The sequence below is a fragment of the Neorhizobium sp. DAR64872/K0K18 genome, from assembly GCF_050500175.1.
Taxonomy (GTDB): Bacteria; Pseudomonadota; Alphaproteobacteria; order Rhizobiales; family Rhizobiaceae; genus Neorhizobium; species Neorhizobium soli.
Map to the genome: position 1 here is coordinate 490,394 of NZ_CP191446.1, position 19,652 is coordinate 510,045.

Annotated in this window: 9 protein-coding genes; 3 read left to right on the forward strand and 6 right to left on the reverse strand. The window is 59.1% G+C overall.

Annotation, left to right across the window (positions count from 1 at the left end; genetic code table 11):
- The first annotated feature begins 109 nt into the window (after positions 1–109).
- Together visN and visR are read left to right on the forward strand one after the other, a co-directional pair.
- Entirely contained in the window at positions 110–826 is a 717-nt protein-coding gene (visN, locus tag ACQY1P_RS07795; protein ID WP_082471832.1) for a transcriptional regulator VisN, read from the forward strand.
- A gap of 17 nt (positions 827–843) precedes the next feature.
- A complete protein-coding gene (gene visR, locus ACQY1P_RS07800; protein ID WP_062453829.1) occupies positions 844–1,590 on the forward strand; it encodes a transcriptional regulator VisR in 747 nt (248 codons plus the stop codon).
- Positions 1,591–1,595: 5 nt separating this feature from the next.
- On the opposite strand, the gene ACQY1P_RS07805 is transcribed toward visR, so the two are convergent.
- From ACQY1P_RS07805 to ACQY1P_RS07825, 5 genes are all read right to left on the reverse strand, one after another.
- On the reverse strand, positions 1,596–3,794 hold the full coding sequence (locus ACQY1P_RS07805; protein WP_430255960.1) for a DUF1217 domain-containing protein: 2,199 nt from the start codon (positions 3,792–3,794) through the stop codon (positions 1,596–1,598).
- A 130-nt stretch (positions 3,795–3,924) separates the two neighbouring features.
- Positions 3,925–4,380 carry a hypothetical protein gene (locus tag ACQY1P_RS07810; RefSeq protein WP_062453827.1) on the reverse strand — a complete coding sequence of 152 codons (456 nt, stop codon included), beginning with the start codon at positions 4,378–4,380 and terminating at the stop codon, positions 3,925–3,927.
- A 4-nt stretch (positions 4,381–4,384) separates the two neighbouring features.
- Positions 4,385–5,467, reverse strand: coding sequence for a flagellar biosynthesis protein FlhB (gene flhB, locus ACQY1P_RS07815; protein ID WP_062453826.1), 1,083 nt, complete (start codon positions 5,465–5,467; stop codon positions 4,385–4,387).
- A gap of 154 nt (positions 5,468–5,621) precedes the next feature.
- Positions 5,622–12,458 (reverse strand): beta strand repeat-containing protein, encoded by a 6,837-nt coding sequence (locus ACQY1P_RS07820; RefSeq protein WP_430255962.1) that lies wholly within the window; start codon positions 12,456–12,458, stop codon positions 5,622–5,624.
- A 107-nt stretch (positions 12,459–12,565) separates the two neighbouring features.
- Positions 12,566–14,617: a glycosyl transferase gene (locus ACQY1P_RS07825; RefSeq protein ID WP_113166251.1), complete on the reverse strand. Its 2,052-nt coding sequence runs from the start codon at positions 14,615–14,617 to the stop codon at positions 12,566–12,568.
- Between the two features lie 830 nt (positions 14,618–15,447).
- On the opposite strand from ACQY1P_RS07825, the gene ACQY1P_RS07830 reads away from it, so the two are divergent.
- Positions 15,448–18,177, forward strand: a complete 2,730-nt coding sequence (locus ACQY1P_RS07830; protein ID WP_430255964.1) for a beta strand repeat-containing protein — start codon at positions 15,448–15,450, stop codon at positions 18,175–18,177.
- A 120-nt stretch (positions 18,178–18,297) separates the two neighbouring features.
- On the opposite strand, the gene glf is transcribed toward ACQY1P_RS07830, so the two are convergent.
- Entirely contained in the window at positions 18,298–19,449 is a 1,152-nt protein-coding gene (gene glf / locus ACQY1P_RS07835) for a UDP-galactopyranose mutase (RefSeq protein ID WP_430255966.1), read from the reverse strand.
- Positions 19,450–19,652 lie beyond the last annotated feature (203 nt).

The following is a 19,652-nucleotide window of genomic DNA, read 5'->3' on the forward strand; positions in this document are numbered from 1 at the left end:
GCCTTAATTCTGGAAGCGGATGCCATACGTCGTTTGAACATACCGGTGTCGCCCTTCGGGGAGAGGAGCCGGTGGGGAGCAGATAACGGTGGAGTTGCCTGAAGCAGAGATGACGATCGACCAGCGCGCGTATCACGATGGACCTGGGTCGAAAATTATCTCCCGTGAACAACTGGTAAGACGGCTTTCGATCTTGTCGAGATCGAACAACGTTCAGGCTATCATGCGGCTGCTCGCAGACTACGTTGGCGCTTCGCATTTTCTTCTCGCCCGCTACGACCTCGTCCAGGAACACGGTCTCGATTTCATCGTAACCTCCAACTGGCCATTCGATCTCGTCCGACGGCTCGGGGCGGATCTGGCGAGTGGTTATGCGCGTTCGACGGAACTCGAAAAGTGTCTGTCGCTGCTGACCCCGAGCTTCGCGCTCCTGCCCGATGACATCACGCCGCCGGACGACATCAGCCGCCAATACTGTTCGCTGACATTCTGCGTCGGCAAAACCCGTTTCTCTCTGATGCTGCTTTTCCTGGAAGGCATCATCCTGTCACAGGAAAGACTTCGCGAAGTCGGACTGTTTGCATCCTATGGCGCAAGCTTTGCCGAGGCGCGCGATGCCAAGGCCGAGCGCGACTTCGAACTGACGGAACGCGAGCTGGAATGCCTGTTCTGGATCGCCGAGGGCAAGACCAGCGATGAGATAGCAGTGATCCTCGGGATCTCCCGCAATACGATCAACAACTACATCACCAGCGTGATGCGTAAGACGGCAACCAAAACGCGGTCGGAAGCGATCGCTTATGCCGTACGCAACAATCTGGTTTAGGAAGGCTTGGGGCAACAATGGGCTTTTCCCGCGGTGGAACGTCAGATGGACCGGGCAGCATCCAGTATCTGCGTCTTCAGCGTGCCTCCAGTCGTTCTGACATATTTCCCAAACTCGTCGCCATGCAGAGGAACCTCAAGGCGCGGCACTTTGCTGTGTTTCGTGTTACCGGCGCCGGGCTTCCCAACAAGCGCAAGCTGGTCTGCGAGCTGGACAACTGGGGCGCCGGAAGCGGGGAGCATCAGGGCGTACTCGTGAGCTCCTACGGCGATATGTTTCTCGATCATATCGAAATGTCGATCCTGCCGATCGTGTGGACCGGCACGGAAAAAGGGGCCTATAGCGAGGCCGGCGATTTTTCCTCGCTCGTGCGCAAGATCGACGACCGGATCATGCCATCGTCAGGAATTGCATTCCCGGTGCGGTTGGGTGCTCTCGGGAATGGCTACGTCACGTTTTTGTCGGGCTCGCTGGAGCTGGGCAGCAATCTGATCATCGACCAGCACGTTAGAAGTTGTCAGGTCATGATGGACCTTCTGGCACTCGATGAGCGTCGAAGCGTGCCGGCCGAATCCTTGAGCGAACGGGAAGTGGCGTGTCTTCAACTGGCCGGCGACGGTCGTATCAGCGAAGAGATCGCCGAGAAGCTTGGCCTCTCCGTTCACACCGTCAACGCCTATCTCGGCTCCGCGACGATCAAGCTCAATTCCGTGAACCGCATCCAGGCGATCGCCAAGGCGATCCGCCTCGGCTACATCCACTGAAGTCTCTATTTCGATGAAAGCTGGGCGACGGCAAGCAGCGTATCGGAGCTGATGCGTGTCGTGCCGGTGGTTGTGAGCAGCGTCAGCGCCGGCGATGTCGTCGAACTGTTCTCGGAATCGTAGAGCGCCGTGTATTGCTTGATCAACTTGGTCACGTAGTCCGGATCCTGAAGCTTCGAGATGTCGACGTATTTCTCGATCATGCTCGCCTGCTGATCCGTATCCATGTTGGATATGTAGTCGGACATGCTGAACGTCGTCTTGAAGAACTCGAAAAGCGCCGTGTCGCCAAGGATCGTATAAGCGCTCGTAACGTCCGCCGCCTTGCGCTCGAAATACAGCGCCAGCCGCACGCCCTCGTTGGATTCCCCCTCCTGCTCTTCAAGCGTCTGTTGCTTGTAGTTATTGACGGTCGCCAGCACGTCGCCGCGCTGCTGGATCGTGCCCACGGGCTGCGCAGAAAGGTTGCCTTCGCTATCGAAGTTGAACGATGCGACGATCTCAGCAAACACGCCGTTGGCAAGACTGTTCACATAGCTTTTGGGATTGTCGAGATCGGACGAGAACATGTTCTTCAGCTCGTCCTTGGTGACCGATTTGGGATCGATCCCCTTCGATTCGAGCACGAAGGACACCAGGCGGTCGTCGGCAATTAGCTCGGCGGCCGTGGTGATCGTCTGCATCTGGGTATTGTAGTAGTCGATTTCCTTGTCGGCAGCTTCCTCAGCCTTCTCGCGAGCGCTGCCCTTGAGAAGTTTGAGCTGTTCCGTCTTGTAGTCTGTCGCGAAATTGCTGATGACGCTGGCTGACTGGACGAGGAGAGGCGTGTCGATATCGCCTTCCGCGTCGAAGTTGAACGCCTTGACCAGATTGACGTACCGGTCGTCTTTCAGCTGGTTGACATAGCTCTTCGGGTCGTTCGGATCACTTGCCAGAATATCCTTGAGCCGGCTCTTGCTGACATCGGCCGGATCGATCCCATAGGCGCGCAGCGCGACGTCCCAGATCTCCGTCACATCGTCATTGGTATCGTCGTCGTCGTCTTTATTCGAACTTAGAAAGTCATCGACGCTTTTCACCTCGGAGATGCGCGTCTGATAGTTGGTGACCGCATTGGTGACCGCATCTTCCTGGTTGGCCTTGAAGGCTGTCTGGTAGGAGGTGCTGGTAGACGCCAGCTGGGTCTGGTTCTGAGCGGTCTCGCCAGTGGCGATCGAACCGTCGCTCTGGAAATTGAACATCGCCTTGACGCCCGTATAGCCAAGCGTCGCTGCAGCCGAATCGCTGGTCAGCAGCGACCGGATCGTGGAGGTGAACTGCACTTTGACGCTGAAGGCCGTGGTCAGATACTCGACCATCCGGGGGTCGTCGACCAACTCGTCGACACTGGTCATCGAGGCAATATTGGTTTCCCAATAGGTCTGGTTGGCGGCCGCGAGCGTATCGGATGGGAACGTCGATTTGTTGTAGACGTAATCGAGCCTCAGCGATTCGATCTGGCCGCTCGTCTGGGCGCTGTCGCCGTCTGCGACCGTGCCGTCAGCCTGGAAGTTGAACGCTTCGGCTAGCGCCACGAACTTGTCGCTGCCGGTCTGGTTGGCAAAGCTGTTCGGGTCTTCGAGATCGCTGGTCAACACCTGCTTCAGATAGCTGGTGGACGTGTACTTGGCATCGAGCCCGAATGAATCGAGCACATATGTCTTCAGCCGGCTGTTCGACAGGAGGTCGTCGACATCGGTGATATTAGCGATGGCCTTGCTGTAATAGTCGACCTCGGACTGGATATCCTTTTCTTCCTGATCGAAGGAATCCTGATACGCCTTGACGAGATTATCTTCCTGAACCGAAGTCTGCGCCTCGGCGGTCTTCGTGCCGAAGTTGAAAGCTGCCGCCATGGTCGCATAGCGCTTGTCGGTCAGCGAATTGGCAAAGCTTGCAGTATCGCTGAGATCGCTCTCCAGGACCTTCTTCATGAAGGCCTTTCCGTACGTCATTTCCTCAAGGCCATAGGCCTTCATCGCATAGGAATACAGTCGATAGTCATCGACGAATTCGTCGGCTGTCGTCACCTTGTCGATATTGGCTTCGTAATATTCGGTATCGCGAGCGACCGTGCCCTGGTTGGCGACGCGGTCAAGCGACGACTTCATGTCGCGGTTGACGATCAGATAGCTCGTATAGGTCGACAGCGTCGTCGAAGTCATGGTCTTCACCCTTAAAGATCGGGCTTCATTCCCGGGCATCGCCGCTTGATTCGGCAGTCAAATGCCGAATCAAGCATATGTACCAGAGACCCGGTTAAGCGGAGCTTTACGATCCGCGGTACGACGCCTTTTAGTTCGCCGTGGCGGCCATGCCGGCCAAACCGCGCATGGACGGTACGAAGGCTGCGTCCTGAAGACTGCGCTCGAGAAACCGGGTGTTCTCGTCAGGATTGGCCGAGGGCGAAAGGAAGCTGATGTAGTTGATTTCGACGCTCGCCTTTTCGGCCTGAAGCGTCAGCTGAGCATGGATCGTCACGCCCCGCGGCTTGATCTCCAGGTCCAGCGTGACCGATGGGTGCGTATCCCAGTCGAGATGATAGTCGCCACCGACGCCGAAATTCACGGTGCCGGGATGGAAATAAAGCTCGGCCGCCGAAGAGACGAGGTCCGAGATATTGGCATGATACTCAAGCCGCAAAAGCGAAATGAGATCGGCCGCATCGATGAGCCGTAATTCGGATGCAAGCGGGCCGATGGCCTTTGCGAGAATTTCTTCACGTACGGCGGAATAGGAGCATTTTTTCATTCTGTCAGCGCATCCGTTTGTTCTGACGACGTCCCGCATAGATCCGATGGATCAGTTCAGCGACCGCCTTATAAAAAACCGATGGGATGACGCTATCAACCGAGACTTGCGCAAACATGGAACGGGCGAGCGGTGGGTCTTCAAAAATCGGTATTCCGTGCTCCTGAGCAATTTCGCGGATTCGCATCGCAATCAGGTCCTGGCCCTTGGCAACCACGACCGGAGCTTCCGATTCCTGCGCGACATAGCGCAATGCGATCGCATAATGGGTCGGGTTGGTGATGATCAGTGTGGCGCGCGGAACGCTGTTGATCATGCGCCGACGGGCGCGATCACGGGCAATCGAACGCTGCCGGGCCTTGACGAAAGGGTCGCCCTGCGACTGCTTCATCTCGTCCTTGATTTCCTGCTTGGTCATCCGAAGCTCGGTAAACCAGTGGAAACGCGTCCAGGCGATATCCAGTGCAGCAACCAGAAACGTGCAGGCCAGAACGACGATGATCATCTTCTTGATGATTCGCGCCAGAATCGGAAAAAGCGTCTGCGGGTCGGAAAAGATCGAATCGAGCAGTTTGAAATACTCGTTGCGCAGCGACAGGTACATGATGATGCCGGCGGCGACGATCTTGATCAGCGATTTGCCGAAATGGACCATGCCCTGCATCGAGAAAAGTCGCTTGAACCCGGACATCGGCGAGATCCGGTTCCACTGCGGCCTGATTCGTTCGAGAATGAACGACGGCATGTGCTGACCTGCCGACGCAAGCAACCCGAAGCCCATGAACAGGACGGCTGCCGGAAGCATGAAATAGGCGCTCTGAAGCAGCACATAGGCGCAGAGCGACACTAGGTCCGCGCTCGAATCGATGCGCCACTGTTCGGGGCGTTCGACCAGATCTTTAAGAACCTCAGCCAGATGCGCGGTGTTTTGCGGGAGGAAGAAGATCAGGTAGATGTAGAAGGCAAGCGTAGAGGCGAAGATCGCCACCTCGGACGAGATCGCGATGTTGCCCTTGTCCATCGCGTCCTGGATTTTTTTACCAGTCGGGTCTTCGGTTTTGCTGTCTTTATCCTGATCGTCGGACAAGAGCCAACTCCTGCTTCATCGGCAGCAAGCTTAGCAGAAGCACGGCGCGGTGGCATCTGTCCGCCCGTGCCGCGCCGCAAGGTTTACCGGTTTCTCACAGATGCTTTGAACCCAACGGCCGTCGAGCGGTTCACCGCGACGCGGTGAACCTTACTTACGCGACATAGCGGGCGATCACGGCGGAGATCTGGTCCGGGCTCAACGATCCCATCTGCGTATCGATCAACGCCGCAAGCTGGTCGCTCGTCAGATGCGAGATGTCTGCCGTCGATATGCCGGAGATCCCCGAGGCACTGATGAGCGAGATGTCTTCGGCCGAGAATGTCGCAAGGCCCGCATCCGTCAGTGCGGAAATCTGTGCCGACGTCATCGCGTTGACCTGCAGCGGTGTGAGGGCCTCTGCCTGTGCCGTGGTGAGCGACGCGATGACCAGCGTGCTCAAGCTTGAGATCGCACCGGTGCTGAAGGCGGCAATCTCCTCGGTGGTGAAGCCGAGAATATCGTCGGCGCCGATGCCCGATGCCTGAAGCGCGCCCAGCGCCCCGACCTGATCGACCGACAATGCGGCGAGCTGATCGGTGTTCATGGCGACAATCTGGTTGTAGCCGAGGCCGGCCACCTGGCTGGTCGTCAGCGCGCCGATCTGGATCGTGGAAAGACCTGCGATGATGCTGACCGGCAGTCCCTTGATCGAAGTCGGGTTGAGAACGGCCAGCTCTTCGAGTGTGAACGTGCCGAAATCGTCTGCCGAAATCCCCCCAAGTCCGTTGGCGCTGAGGCCCGCAAGCTGTTCGGTCGAAAGCGCGTCGATCTGCTGCGAACTCATGGCGTCGATCTGCAGGCTTGTCAGGCCGCCGACGCTGCCGGCACTCAAGGATGCAATCTGATCGTTAGAAAGCGCGGCAATAAAGCCGGTCGAAAGGCCCTTGATTGCGGATGAGCTGATCGCTGCCAGATCCGCCGTCGAGAAGGTTTCAAAATCTTCCGACGAGAGCCCCATCAGCGCGCCGGAACTCAGCGCCGCAATCTGGCTTGTCGTAAACGCGTCGATCTGCTCGGTATTGAGAGCCGCGATCTGAAAACTGCCGAGACCAGAAATGCCGCCGGCACCGATCGCTGCGATCTGTTCGACCGAAAGTGCTGCGATATAGTCTGTGCCGAGCGAGGCCATCTGCTTGGAGGTCAGGGCGCCGACCTGGTCGGTCGTCAGCGCTTCCAGGTGATCGACGCTGATGGCGTTGATCTGGCTGGTGGAGAGACCCGAGATCGCAGCCGGGCTCAAGGCCGCGATCTGCTCCGTCGTGAAGGCGCCGATCGTTGCCGTCGAAAGTCCGCCGACGCTGGCCGAGCTGATGGCCGCAAGCTGCTGGCTCGAGAGAACGGCGAGATCGCCGGTGTCGAGCGCTGCAATCTGCTTGGACGTGAAAACCGCGATCTGCGTGGTCGTCAAAGCTTCGATCTGCATCGAACTCAAGACGGCGATCTGCGCCGTCGAAAGTCCTGCAATGCCGCCGGTACCGAGCACGGAGATCTGCTCGACCGAAAACGCCGACAGCATTGCTGTGGAAAGGCCAGGCATCGCCTTCGAACTGATCGCGGCAATGTCACTGGTCGAGAACGCTTCGATATCGTCCTGGCCAAGCGCGGCAAGCTGTGTGGATGTGAGCATGCCCACCTGATCGGAGGTGAATGCCTCCACCTGATCGACCGTCAAGGCGGCAATCTGGGTCGCCGAGAGGCCTGATATCGCGCCTGTGTTAAGCGCCGCGATGTCGTTCGGCGACAGCATCGCCAGATCGTCCGTGCCGAGCACCGCAAGCTGGCGGGACGTCATCACCGAGAACTGTGCAGTCGTCAGGGCTTCCACCTGCAACACGCTCAGGGCATTGATCTGGGCGGTCGACAGGCCTGCAATGCCGTCGGCGCTCAAGGCCGCGATACGGTCGGTCGAAAGTGCCGCAATCATCGACGTCGACAGGCCGGGAACGGCCTTGGACGTGATGGCGGCGATGTCTGCAGTCGAGAATGTCTCGATGTCGTCAAGTCCGAAGGCTGCGATCTGGCCTGAGCTCAAGGTGGCGATCTGGCTGGATGTCAGTGCCTCCGACTGGCTCGTGCTGAGCGCTGCGATCTGGACCGTCGAGAAAGCGGCGATCACCGACGGGTTGAGCGCCGAAATGTGATCGGCCGAGATGGCAAGAATGTCGTCGGTGCCGAGCGCTGCCACCTGCCTCGATGTCAGGGCCGAAAGCTGGCCGGTGGTGAGTGCGCCGACTTGATCGGTGCTCAGGGCATTGATCTGGGCCGTCGTCAGCCCGGCAATGCCGCCGGTGCCGAGTGCAGAGATCTGATCGGCGGAGAAGCCTGCAATCGTCGCTGTCGAGATCCCCTGCATGGCCGACGAACTGATCGCCGAAAGATCGCCAGTGCTGAATGTCGCCAGATCGTCCGTGCCAAGCGATGCGATCTGCGTCGAACTCAGCATGGCAACCTGAACGGACGTCAGAGCTTCGATCTGATCGCTGCTCATGCTGCTCATCTGGGCCGTTGTCAGCCCCGCGATGGCGGCCGTGTTGAGCGCTTCGATCTGATCGTGGGAGAAGGCAGCGATCCCGGATGTGCCGAGCGCCGAAATCTGCCGCGAGGTCAGGTTCTTGATTTGGCTCGTGGTCAGCGCAGACAACTGATCCGTGCTCATCGCCCCGACCTGAGCCGTCGTCAGGCCGGCGATATTGGCGGTGCCTAGCGCTTCGATCTGGTCTGCCGAAAAGCCCGCGATGGTCGCGGTCGACAGACCCTGCATCGCAGCCGAGCTGATCGCGGCGATATCGGCTTCCGAGAAGGTCGAAAGATCGTCGGCGCCAAGCGCTGCAATCTGCGATGAACTGAAGGCGCCAACCTGGGTCGCCGTAAAGGCCTCGACCTGAGCGGTGCTAAGGACGCTGATCTGCGCGCTCGAAAGCCCCGTAACGCCGCCCGAACTCAGAGCGGCGATCTGGCCGGCCGAAAGGGCCGCGACATCTTCCGTATCCAGCGCTGCGATCTGCTTGGAGTTGAGAACCGCAATCTGGGACGATGAGAGCGATCCGATCTGGTCGCTTGTCAGAGACTGGATCTGCTTCGTTGACAGCCCGGACAGTCCGGCTGCACTCAGCGCTGCGACCTGATCGGTGGTGAGTGCTGCGATGACGGCGGTCGAAAGCCCGACGATGAGGTCGGAGCCGATCGCTGCAATATCCTGCGTCGAGAATTTGCCGATATCGGCAGTGTCGAGCGCCGTCGCCTGCCGGGAATTGAGGGCCGCGACCTGCTTGCTTGTCAGCGCCTCGATCTGCGCCGAGTCCATGGCGTCGATCTGCCTGGTGCTGAGACCGGCTATGCCGGCTGTGCTGAGCGAATCGACCTGGTCGACCGACAGTGCCGCGATCATGTCGGTGGAGAGGCCGGCAATGGCGTCCGAGCCGATCGCGGCGATATCTGCGGTGGAGAATGTGGCGATGTCGTCGGTGCCGAGCGCTCCAAGCTGCTTGGAGCTGAGCGCGCCGACCTGCGAGGCCGTCATGGCTTCGACCTGCGCCGTGCTCAACGCACTCAGCTGGCCGGTCGAAAGCCCGGCGACACCCGCCGCGCTAAGCGCCGCGATCTGGGAGGTCGTCAGCACGGTCACGTCGCTGGCGCCGAGAGCACCGACCTGCGCCGAGGTCAGTGTCGCGAGCTGCTTCGTGGTGAGGACCGAAACCTGGTCGGATGTCAGCGCATCCACCTGTTTCGTCGTCAGTCCGGAAATGCCGTTCGTGCTGAGCGCCGCGATGGCTGCGGTCGAAAGAGCAGCGATCACCGATGTTGAAAGCCCGGCAACCGCGCTGGAGCTGATCACGCCGAGGTTCTTGGCGGAAAACGCCTCGATATTGTTGGAGATGATCGCCACGATCTGCGACGAGCTCAGAACCGCAGCCTGGCGGGTGGACAGCGCTGCGATCTGATCCGAGGAGAGCGCGGCAATCTGGCTCGTGGTCAGGCCGACAACACCGGTGGAACTGAGTGCGTTCACCTGGCTCGAGGAAAGAGCGGCAATATCTGTAGTCTCAAGAACAGAGACCTGCAGCGAGGTCAGCGCCGACACCTGCTTGGTGGAAAGGATCGCGATCTGACCAGCGCTCAGGGCATCGACCTGCCGTGTCGTCATGCCGGAGATACCGGCTGTGCTGATCGCCACGATCTTCTCGCTCGACAGGCTGGCGATCGTTGACGTGGACAGACCCGAAATTGCGCCCGAACCGATCGCCGAAATCTCCTTGGTCGAGAATGTCGCGATGTCGTCGGTCCCGAGTGCAGCAAGCTGCGAGGATGTGAGTGCACCGATCTGATTGGAATTCAGCGCTTCGGCCTGATCGACCGACAGAACGGCGAGCTGTCTGGTGCTGAGACCCCCAACGCCGGAGGCGCTGAGGGCTGCGACCTGCATGGAAGATAGCCGTGCGATGTCGGCGGTATCAAGCGCTGCGACCTGCGTCGATGTCAGGGCCGCCATCTGCTTGGAGCCGAGCACCGTGATCTGTGCGGATGTGAGAGCCTCGACCTGATCGACGCCAAGCGCTGCCACTGCGGAGGCGCTCAGTGCGGCGACCTGCGCCGTGGAGAGAACCGCAATGTCGCTCGCGCCGAGCGCTGCGATCTGTGTCGGTTTCAGGGCGGCGATCTGCTGGGTGCTCAACGCTCCGATCTGGGATGTCGCAAAAGCTGCGATCTGGCCTGTACCAAGTGCCGCCAGGGCACCTGTCCCAAGCGCTGCGATCTGGCTTGCGGAGAGCGACGAGATCGCATCCTCCGACAGCCCGCCAACCGCGCTCGATCCGATTGCTGCAATATCGAGCGTCGAGAAGGTGGCGATGTGATCATCGTCGAACGCCGAGAGCTGTTTCGACGACAGGGCGCCGACCTGTGCCGACGTCAGGCTTTCGGCCTGCCGGGTCGACATTGCACCGATCTGGTCCGCGACCAAGCCCTTGATGGCACCTGTTGACAGTGCTGCCACCTGGTTCGTCGACAGTGTCGCGATACCGTCTTCCGTCAGCGCAGAAACCTGCTTGGAAGACAGGACCTTCACCTGAGCCGCCGAAAGCGTAGCCACCTGATCCGTCGACAGTGCCGCAATCTGCTGCGTGCCGAGGTTGGCAATCGCGCTCGTCCCGAGAGCGGCGATCTGCGCTGTCGTGAGTGCCGCAATGATATCGGTGCTGAGGCCGCCGATGCTCTTGTTGGTGAGCGTCGCGATTTCTGCGGCCGTAAACGTCGCGATTGCCTCGGGGGAAAGCGCTGAAAGCTGTTTCGAGGTCAGTGCCGCGATCTGCAGGGTGGATAGGATATCCGCCTGCTCGGCCGAAAGGGTGGCGATCTGGGTTGTCGAAAGCTTGGCGATCGCACCCGTGCCGAGAGCCGCGACCTGGCTGATGGAAAGTCCTGCGATCGCATCCGAACTGAGGCCGCCGATACCCTTGCTGCTGATCGCGGCGATTTCGGCGGTGGTAAAGGTCGCGACTGCCTCCGGCGACAGTGCGGCAAGCTGCTTCGAGCTCAGCGCCTTGATCTGGACCGAAGACAAGGCCTCGGCCTGTTCGACCGAAAGGGCGGCAATCTGGTCCGTGCCGAGGTTGGAAATGGCGGACGTGCTGAGCGAAGCGATCTGTCCGGTTGTCAGCGCTGCAATGTTCTCGACGGTCAGCCCCGCAATGCCACGATTGCTGATGGCAGCGATATCGTCGGTCGAGAAGGTGGCGATTGCCGAATCGCTGAAGGCTGCGATCTGCGTTGAGGTCAGGGCCTTTACCTGGACCGAGGAGAGCGCTTCCGCTTGATCTTCGGAAAGTGCTGCAATCTGCACCGTCGAAAGCTTGGCAACGGTCGCGGTTCCGAGTGCTGCAATCTGCTGCGTGGAAAATTCGGCTATGGTCCCCGTGCTGATTGCGGTGATCTGCGTTGCGCTGAGCGCTGCGATCTGCGCTGTTGCCATGGCAGTGAACTGATCGAACGAGAGCGCTGCCACCTGCGTTGCCGAAAGCTTCGCAACCGTCCCCACGGTCAGGGCGGCAATCTGCTGTTCGGACAGGGCTGAGATCACGTCGGTTGTCAGACCGGAGACCGCCTTGCTGCTGATCGATGCGATGTCCGCTGTCGAAAACGTTTCGATCGCCTCTGCGCTCAGAACCGCGAGCTGGATCGAGGTCAGCGCTTTTACCTGGACCGAGGATAGCGCTTCGGCCTGGTCGATCGACAGAGCAGCAATCTGATCGGTGTTGAGACCGACGATCGCCCTCGTGTTGAGCGCCGCAACCTGATCCGTCGATAGCGCCGCGATATCGTTGCTGGTCAATGCGCCCATTTGCGACCCGCCGAGAGCGGCGATCTGGATTGTCTTCAGCGCTGCAAGGTGATCGGCGGAAAAGGCATCAATCTGGCTCGTGGCCAGATTGGAAATCGCCGCTGTGTTGAGCGCTGCAACCTGTTCTTCCGATAGTGCGGCGATCAGCGTCGATGTCAGGCCGCGCACACCTTTCGCGCTGATCGCAGCCATGTCGGCGGTCGAAAATGTTGCGATCTCGTCCGGTGTAAGGGCCGCGATTTGTTCCGAGGTGAGGGCGCCGACCTGGACGGAGGTCAGAGCCTCGGCCTGATCGTCCGAAAGGCTGCTGATCTGTGCGGTCGACAGTGAGGAAACCTGTCTCGTGCTCAGGCTGGCGATTTCGTTCCCGTTGAGAATGGACAACTGGTCCAGCGTCAGGCCGATGATCGCATTTTGCGAAATGGCATTGAGCTGCACCGTGTTCATCACGTCGACGTCTTCGACATCAAGGGCCGCAATCTGCGAGGACGACATCGCAGCGATCTGCTTGGTCGAAAGCGATGCGACATCTTCCGTGGTCCACGCAGCGACGCTTGCCGTTGAGAGGGACCTGACCTGAGAGGCACTCAGGGAGGAAATGGTCGAGGTCATACGCTATGATCCTTGATGCGGCATTTGATTTTAAAAATGGATTTTGAGCCTTTGAGACTGCCGAAAACCCGGACGCTCTCGATCGAGAACAGCCGGGTCAGGACAGTTCAGCCCTTGTTTTGTTTCCAGAAACGGTCGTCGTAGGGAATCGGCGCATATTCGTTCTGATATGCCAGCTTCGATGTGTAGCGCTTCCGGTAGGCATCGGCAGTTTCGAACTCGATCCCCTCGAGAACGAGCTCCGCGCCGACTTCGTAATAGATGTCGAGATTGCGAAGATCAGGCACCGGCGTCTCCCCACGCTCGGCCTCGCCCTGCATCTGCCAGTAGAGTTCTTCCAGCCGACGCGCGAGGCCGGGCATGTCCCGAAGCGCGCTCGTGTCGCGCTTGTCCCAGAGCGACGTTCTGATCGCGCGCAGGCTCTCGCGGTCATGCGCAAAGCCGATGGCGCGCGCGACATACTCCTCCGGTGTGGCGCAGATCATCTCCGGAATGCCGGCGGCGGCAACAATGCTGCCGCAGAACCGCGAGGCAAAGCCGTTGCCCGACACAGTGAGGATCGGAAGACCCATGGTGATGGCGTCCGACGCCGTCGAATGCGCGCCGTAGGGGAATGTATCGAGGAAGAGATCGGCACAGGCGATGCGGGCAAGGTGATTGGCGTTCGGCGCTTTCGGCGCGAAGATCAGCCGTTCTGCCGCGATCCCCTGCTTCTCGGCCAGCTGGCGCAGCCGCACATTGGCATCCTCGTCCCCCGCGAGCAGCCAGAGGACGCTGCCGGGCGTTGCCGACAGGATCTTCATCCAGCGATTGAAGCAGTCCGATGTGATCTTCTGCATGCCGTTGAAGCAGGCATAGACGAAGGCGCCGTCCGGCAGTCCGGCATCGATGCGGCTCGGCGTCGGGGCGATTACGCGCTTGCGGTCGATCGGCTGGTTGCAGGCGATCCGCAGCACCTTCTCGGTGTAGAAGATCTCGTTTTCCGGTGGCACGATGTGACCGTCGGCAATCATGTACTGGTGGAACGGGCTGCCGATCGATCCCGGATAGCCGCAGAAATTGACGATGACCGGTGCCGGACGGTAGGCGAAGATTTTCGCACGGGCCATTTTCGTATAGCCGTTGACGTCGATCAGGATATCGATCTCGTCGGCGCGGATGGTCTTCGCCGCTTCCGCATCGCCAAGTGCCGCAATATCGCGCCACTGGTCGGCGACCGCCTTGATGCGGTCTTGCGTGGCATCGTTGGTGCGGGCCTCGCCGCAATAGTAGGCGTAGATCTCGACGCTATCCTTGTCATGCAACTCGAGCACTTCACGCAATGCGAAACCGACGGCATGGTCGCGAAGGTCTGATGAGAGATAACCGATGCGCAGACGCTGCCCGGTTCCGGTCTTTTTCTTGGCCGCCTTGCGGGGGAAGGCGCTGAGGTCGAACGGCCCGCCGATAAGCTGCTTGCTGTAGCGATAGGCCTTGGCCAGCTGGAACATCGGATCGTCCGAATAGCACGACAGCGTCAGCGGCGACATCGCATCGAGAAGCTGGCGCGGCGTCACATGCGGCGATGTCGTAGTCAGAACCGGCCATTTGCACTGGCGCTGGCGAATCGAACTCCAGTGCTGGCCGGCCTCCGTCTTGTTTGGCTGCAGTTCGATCGCCTGCCACAGGATGGATTCCGCATCATCCAGCCGACCTGCGTTTTCGAGCACGCGGCCGGTATGCTGCATGGCCATCAGGCGGTTGTTGATGCGGTCAGGAATGACTTCGTCGGTCAGATCGATATAGGTGCGCCATTTCTGGAGTGCCTGATTGATGAGGCCGGAATCTTCGAGCGTACGTCCCAGATTGATGTGGGCCGGGCCGAAAAGCGGATCGAGCCTGTTGGCCGCCTGCAAGGCGAGAATGGCGCCGGCATTGTCGCCCTGCTGTCGCAGCGTCACGGAGTAGTTGAAATAGGCGACATGCAAAAGCGGGTGGGTCTCGTTGAAGGCGGTCCACACCTTGTAGACCTCGACGGCGCGCGCCTGCTGGCCGCTGGAATTGAGCGCTTCTGCAACCTGGAACAGATCGCCGAGCGAGAGTTGCTGGTTCTGCGCCTTCTCCAGAATACTGGCGAAGGGCGAAGCCTGGGCAGTTGCAGGTGCGATATTGGCGTTCATGACCATCCCGTTCCAAGGCAGCGGTGCTGACGATTGACGCACTCCACGCGTCTTATCCTTGTAATTATCGGGGTTAGCTTGCGTCGGGCTTGTTATTGCGGTCGCGAAGCAGGGTGAGGGCAATCCAGACGTGCAGTGGCGCGCGCGACGATGTCGCGTACTACGTGATAAGATTATCCAGGACCTTTGCTCCAGAGGACGGTCGTCTTATGCAGCATGTCCATGTATGTCACATCGCTTAATTCTCCGACGAAATAGCAGAAGATTAAACGTGGTTGGTGCAGTAGCCGTTAGTATTGGAGAAAGCGCCTGAGTTTTTTCGCAGCAGCGCCTGATATCTGTTCTTTAACCTTAAGAGCTGCAATCTCTCGGTTCATGTGGGTAACCGTATTTGTAGTGGATGCATTTTTAATCAAAATAAGCCGTGGCCAAGTGACTTTGGTAATTCATGAATTTCGAATCTATCATGCCTACCAACTGTTCTTGCTCGCAGCAGCGGAAAGCTCCAGGCATCGCTGGATTAACCCAACAATGTGTCGGACGGAGCGCCAACACTTTATGCCTGTGCCCTTGTTAAGCCTCATTTAAGAATTCTCGGCTAAATATTTTAGGGCGCGAAAACAGCGTTCAAGTTTTCGCACAAGTGAGCGTGGGAAATCCGAGCTATGTTCTGGCTCGAATTGCATGATGCCTTTCCGACGCCGAGGTTCACGTGAGCCATGTCCCCTTTTGTTTCGCTGTATTTGCGCAAGGTCGGATTGCCGCCAGGTGTGTGGGTGTCTGACGGCAGATAGGCGTGACCTCTCGTTAACGACATCAAGGACACGTCCATGACCACGATCATCTCTTCCCTATCCAATACGCAGATTTCCAAACTATCGACGACCACGATCGCGGGATTGACCTCGGAAGATGTCGATGCTTTGAGCAGTGCTCAAATCAAATCCCTCACCTCATCGCAGATTGCCGCCCTAACGACCGACGGCCTAGCTCGTTTCGATTCAGCGGATATGAGCGCCATTTCGGTAAAGTCACTTGCGGGCTTGAGCCTCGATCAGATCCAAATTCTCAGCTCTGCACAGCTCGATGGCTTCTCCACCGCCCAGGTGGCAGGTCTGTACAGCAGCCAGGTTGCTGAGCTCTCAACTGCGCAGATCGGGTCTCTTGATAGCACGCAGATCGTCGCAATCAGCAAGAGTGCGATCGCTGGCCTGGATGTTGCCAAGCTCAGCACCGACAATGTCGCAGTTCTCAGCTCCACGCAGGTTGCAGCGCTGTCAGCGACGCAATTCGGCGGTTTGTCTTCCGATCAGGTGACAGCGCTGACCAGCTCGCAGGTCGCCGGTCTGAGCTCCGCTCAGGTAGGGACCCTGGACTCTGCAGAAATTGCTTTGTTCTCCACCGACGAAATTGCGGCCATCAGTATCAAGGCTCTCGGTGGCCTCTCCGCTGACGCAATCGCCGGCCTCACCACCGGCAGCACCGAAGCCCTGACCACGACACAGGTCGCAGGACTTTCTTCGACCCAGCTTGCCGCCCTGTCCTCGGGCCAGCTCGCGACCTTCTCGTCTGACGATATGGCTGCGATCAGCAAAAAGGCTCTTGCCGGGCTGGATGTTACCAAGCTCAGCACGGACAATATCGCAGCTCTCAGCTCGACTCAGATTGCTGCGCTGTCGGCCACGCAATTCGGCAGTCTGTCTTCCGATCAGTTGACGGTGCTGAGCACCACGCAGATCGCTGGTCTGAGCTCCGCCCAGGTAGGGACCTTGGACTCCACAGAAATTGCATTGTTCTCGACCGACGAAATTGCTGCCATCAGTGCCAAAGCCCTCGGTGGCCTCTCCGCTGACGCAATCGCAGGTCTCGGCACAGGCGGTGCGGAAGCCCTGACCACGACACAGGTTGCAGGACTTTCTTCGACCCAGCTTGCCGCCTTGTCCTCGAGCCAGCTCGCGACCTTCTCGTCCGACGATATGGCTGCAATCAGCAAGAAGGCAATCGGTGGCTTGGATCTTACTAAGCTCAGCACGGCAAATGTCGCGGCTCTGAGCTCGACGCAGGTTGCAGCTCTGTCAGCCACGCAGTTCGGCACTATGTCTTCCGATCAGGTGACAGCGCTGACCAGCACGCAGATCGCCGGTCTGAGCTCCGCTCAGGTAGGGACCTTGGACTCTGCAGAAATTGCATTGTTCTCCACCGACGAAATTGCTGCCATCAGCGCGAAGGCTCTTGCTGGCCTCGCCGCTGACGCAGTCGCCGGTCTCGGCACAGGCAGCGCGGAAGCCCTGACCACGACGCAGGTTGCAGGACTTTCTTCGACCCAGCTTGCCGCCTTGTCCTCGGGCCAGCTCGCGACCTTCTCGTCCGACGATATGGCTGCGATCAGCAAAAAGGCGATCGGTGGCTTGGATGTTACCAAGCTGAGCACGGACAATATTGCGGCTCTGAGCTCGACGCAGATTGCAGCACTGACATCCACCCAGTTCAGCGCTATGTCTTCCGATCAGGTGACGGCGCTGAGCACCACGCAGATCGCTGGTCTGAGCTCCGCCCAGATGGGAACTCTGGATTCGACTGAGATTGCACTGTTCTCGACTGACGAAATTGCTGCCATCAGCGCCAAGGCTCTTGCCGGCCTCTCCGCTGACGCAATCGCCGGTCTTGGCACAGGCGGCGCGGAAGCCCTCACCACGACACAGGTCGCAGGACTTTCGTCGACCCAGCTTGCCGCCTTGTCCTCGAGCCAGCTCGCGACCTTCTCGTCCGACGATATGGCTGCGATCAGCAAGAAGGCGATCGGTGGCTTGGATCTTACCAAGCTCAGCACGGCAAATGTCGCGGCTCTGAGCTCGACGCAGGTTGCAGCTCTGACAGCCACGCAGTTCAGCGCTATGTCTTCCGATCAGGTGACAGCGCTGACCAGCACGCAGATCGCTGGTCTGAGCTCCGCCCAGGTAGGAACTCTGGACTCGACAGAAATTGCGCTGTTCTCCACCGACGAAATTGCGGCCATCAGCGCCAAGGCTCTTGCCGGCCTTTCCTCTGACGCAATCGCCGGTCTCACGACAGCCAATGCGGAAGCTCTGACCTCGACACAGGTTGCGGGACTTTCGTCGACCCAGCTTGCCGCCTTGTCCTCGGGCCAGCTCGCGACCTTCTCGACCACCGATATTGCTGCGATCAGCAAAAAGGCGATCGGTGGCTTGGATGTTACCAAGCTGAGCACGGACAATATTGCGGCTCTGAGCTCGACACAGGTTGCAGCACTGACATCCACCCAGTTCAGCGCTATGTCTTCCGATCAGGTGACAGCGCTGACCAGCACGCAGATCGCTGGTCTGAGCTCCGCCCAGGTAGGTACGCTGGACGCCACAGAGCTCGGATTGTTCTCCACCGACGAGATCTCTGCTATTGGCCTGAAGGCGGTCGCCGGCTTCTCCACGGACGCACTCGCCGGTCTCGACAGCACCCACATGGCTGCATTGTCGTCATCGCAGCTTCAGGCACTGAACACTGCACAGGTTGAGGCCGTTATTGCAGCGTACAAAACCTACTGATTGCGACTAACGGGGAGACCACAGACTCTCTGGTCTTCCCGGCACTCTCTAAACGAAGTTGGGGCGCGGTTTATAACCGCGCCCCAACTGTTAGACACATGGTTGTCTCTGACGATCTCTCTACGGATTAACGAAAAACGCTCCGAGCGCGCCTTTCCCCTGCAGGGCGTTGATATAGGCGTCCCCCGTGTCCAGGGCCTCGCGGATCGTCACGTCCATGTCGAGGTAACGATAGGTGCCGAGCCTGCCGACGAATGTCACGTTCTGCTGCGTCCGGGCCAGCTCGACATAGCGCTCGAGCAGGGCCTTTTCGTCGGCCATGCGGATCGGATAGTAGGGGATGTCGCTTGGTCCGCAGGCGCGCGAATATTCCCGGTAGCAGATGCTCTTCTCATGAGTTTCCCAAGGCGAGAAATGCTTGTGCTCTGTAATCCGGGTATAGGGAATGTCGAGATCGCCGTAGTTCATCACGGCGCAGCCCTGGTAGTCGCCGTTGTAGCTGAAGCGATCGAAATCCAGCGTCCGATAGCCTAGCCGACCCAGTTCGAAGTCGAAGTAACCGTCAAGCGGTCCCGAATAGAAGACATGGTCGAATGAAGCGGCATCTGGCCGGGTGAAACGGGTCCCGAGCCTGACCTCGATGCGCTCGTGATTGAGGATGCGTTCGACCATTTCCGTATAGCCGTTCTCAGGCATGCCCTGAAAACGATGGAAAAAGTAGTTGTCGTCATAGTTGAAACGGACGGGCAGACGCTTCAAAATGCTGGCCGGCAGCTGGCTCGGCTCGCAGCCCCATTGCTTGACTGTGTAGCCCTTCAGGAACGCTTCGTAGAGATCACGGCCGACGAATTTCAAAGCCTGTTCCTCGAACGTCTTCGGCTCACCGATGGACGTATCGGCCAGCGACGCGATGAACTCTCTTGCCTCGTCGGGTCGCAGCGTCTTGCCGAAGAACTGGTTGATCGTGTGCAGGTTGATCGGCAGCAGGAACACGCGCCCGCCACTGGTCGTCTTCACGCGGTTGACATAGGGCATGAAGGTCTGGAACCGGTTGACATAATCCCAGACCGGCTCATCGTCGGTATGAAAGATGTGCGGTCCGTAGACATGCACCATCACGCCCGTATCGCTGTCACGCTCGGTAAAACAGTTGCCGGCGATGTGGGCGCGCTCGTCGAGAACGACAGCGGAATGACCGGCCTCCGCAAGTTTCCTGGCGATGACGGCGCCCGACAATCCGGCTCCGACCAGCAATATGCGCTTATTCGACATCGATCTCTCCCAGTGGCATTCAGCATGTCGGCCCACGAAAGCGCGACATCTCCCCATACTCGTCCAGCTCGGCGAGCGCGAAAGCCTTAACCGATTCGCGGCGCTGCGAGCATAGTTTCCATCGTGTCCCGGCTATGCTTGACCGCATCCGAGATGGCGAAGGATAACAAAATGCCCGCACGAGGCGGGCATTTCGGTGTTGG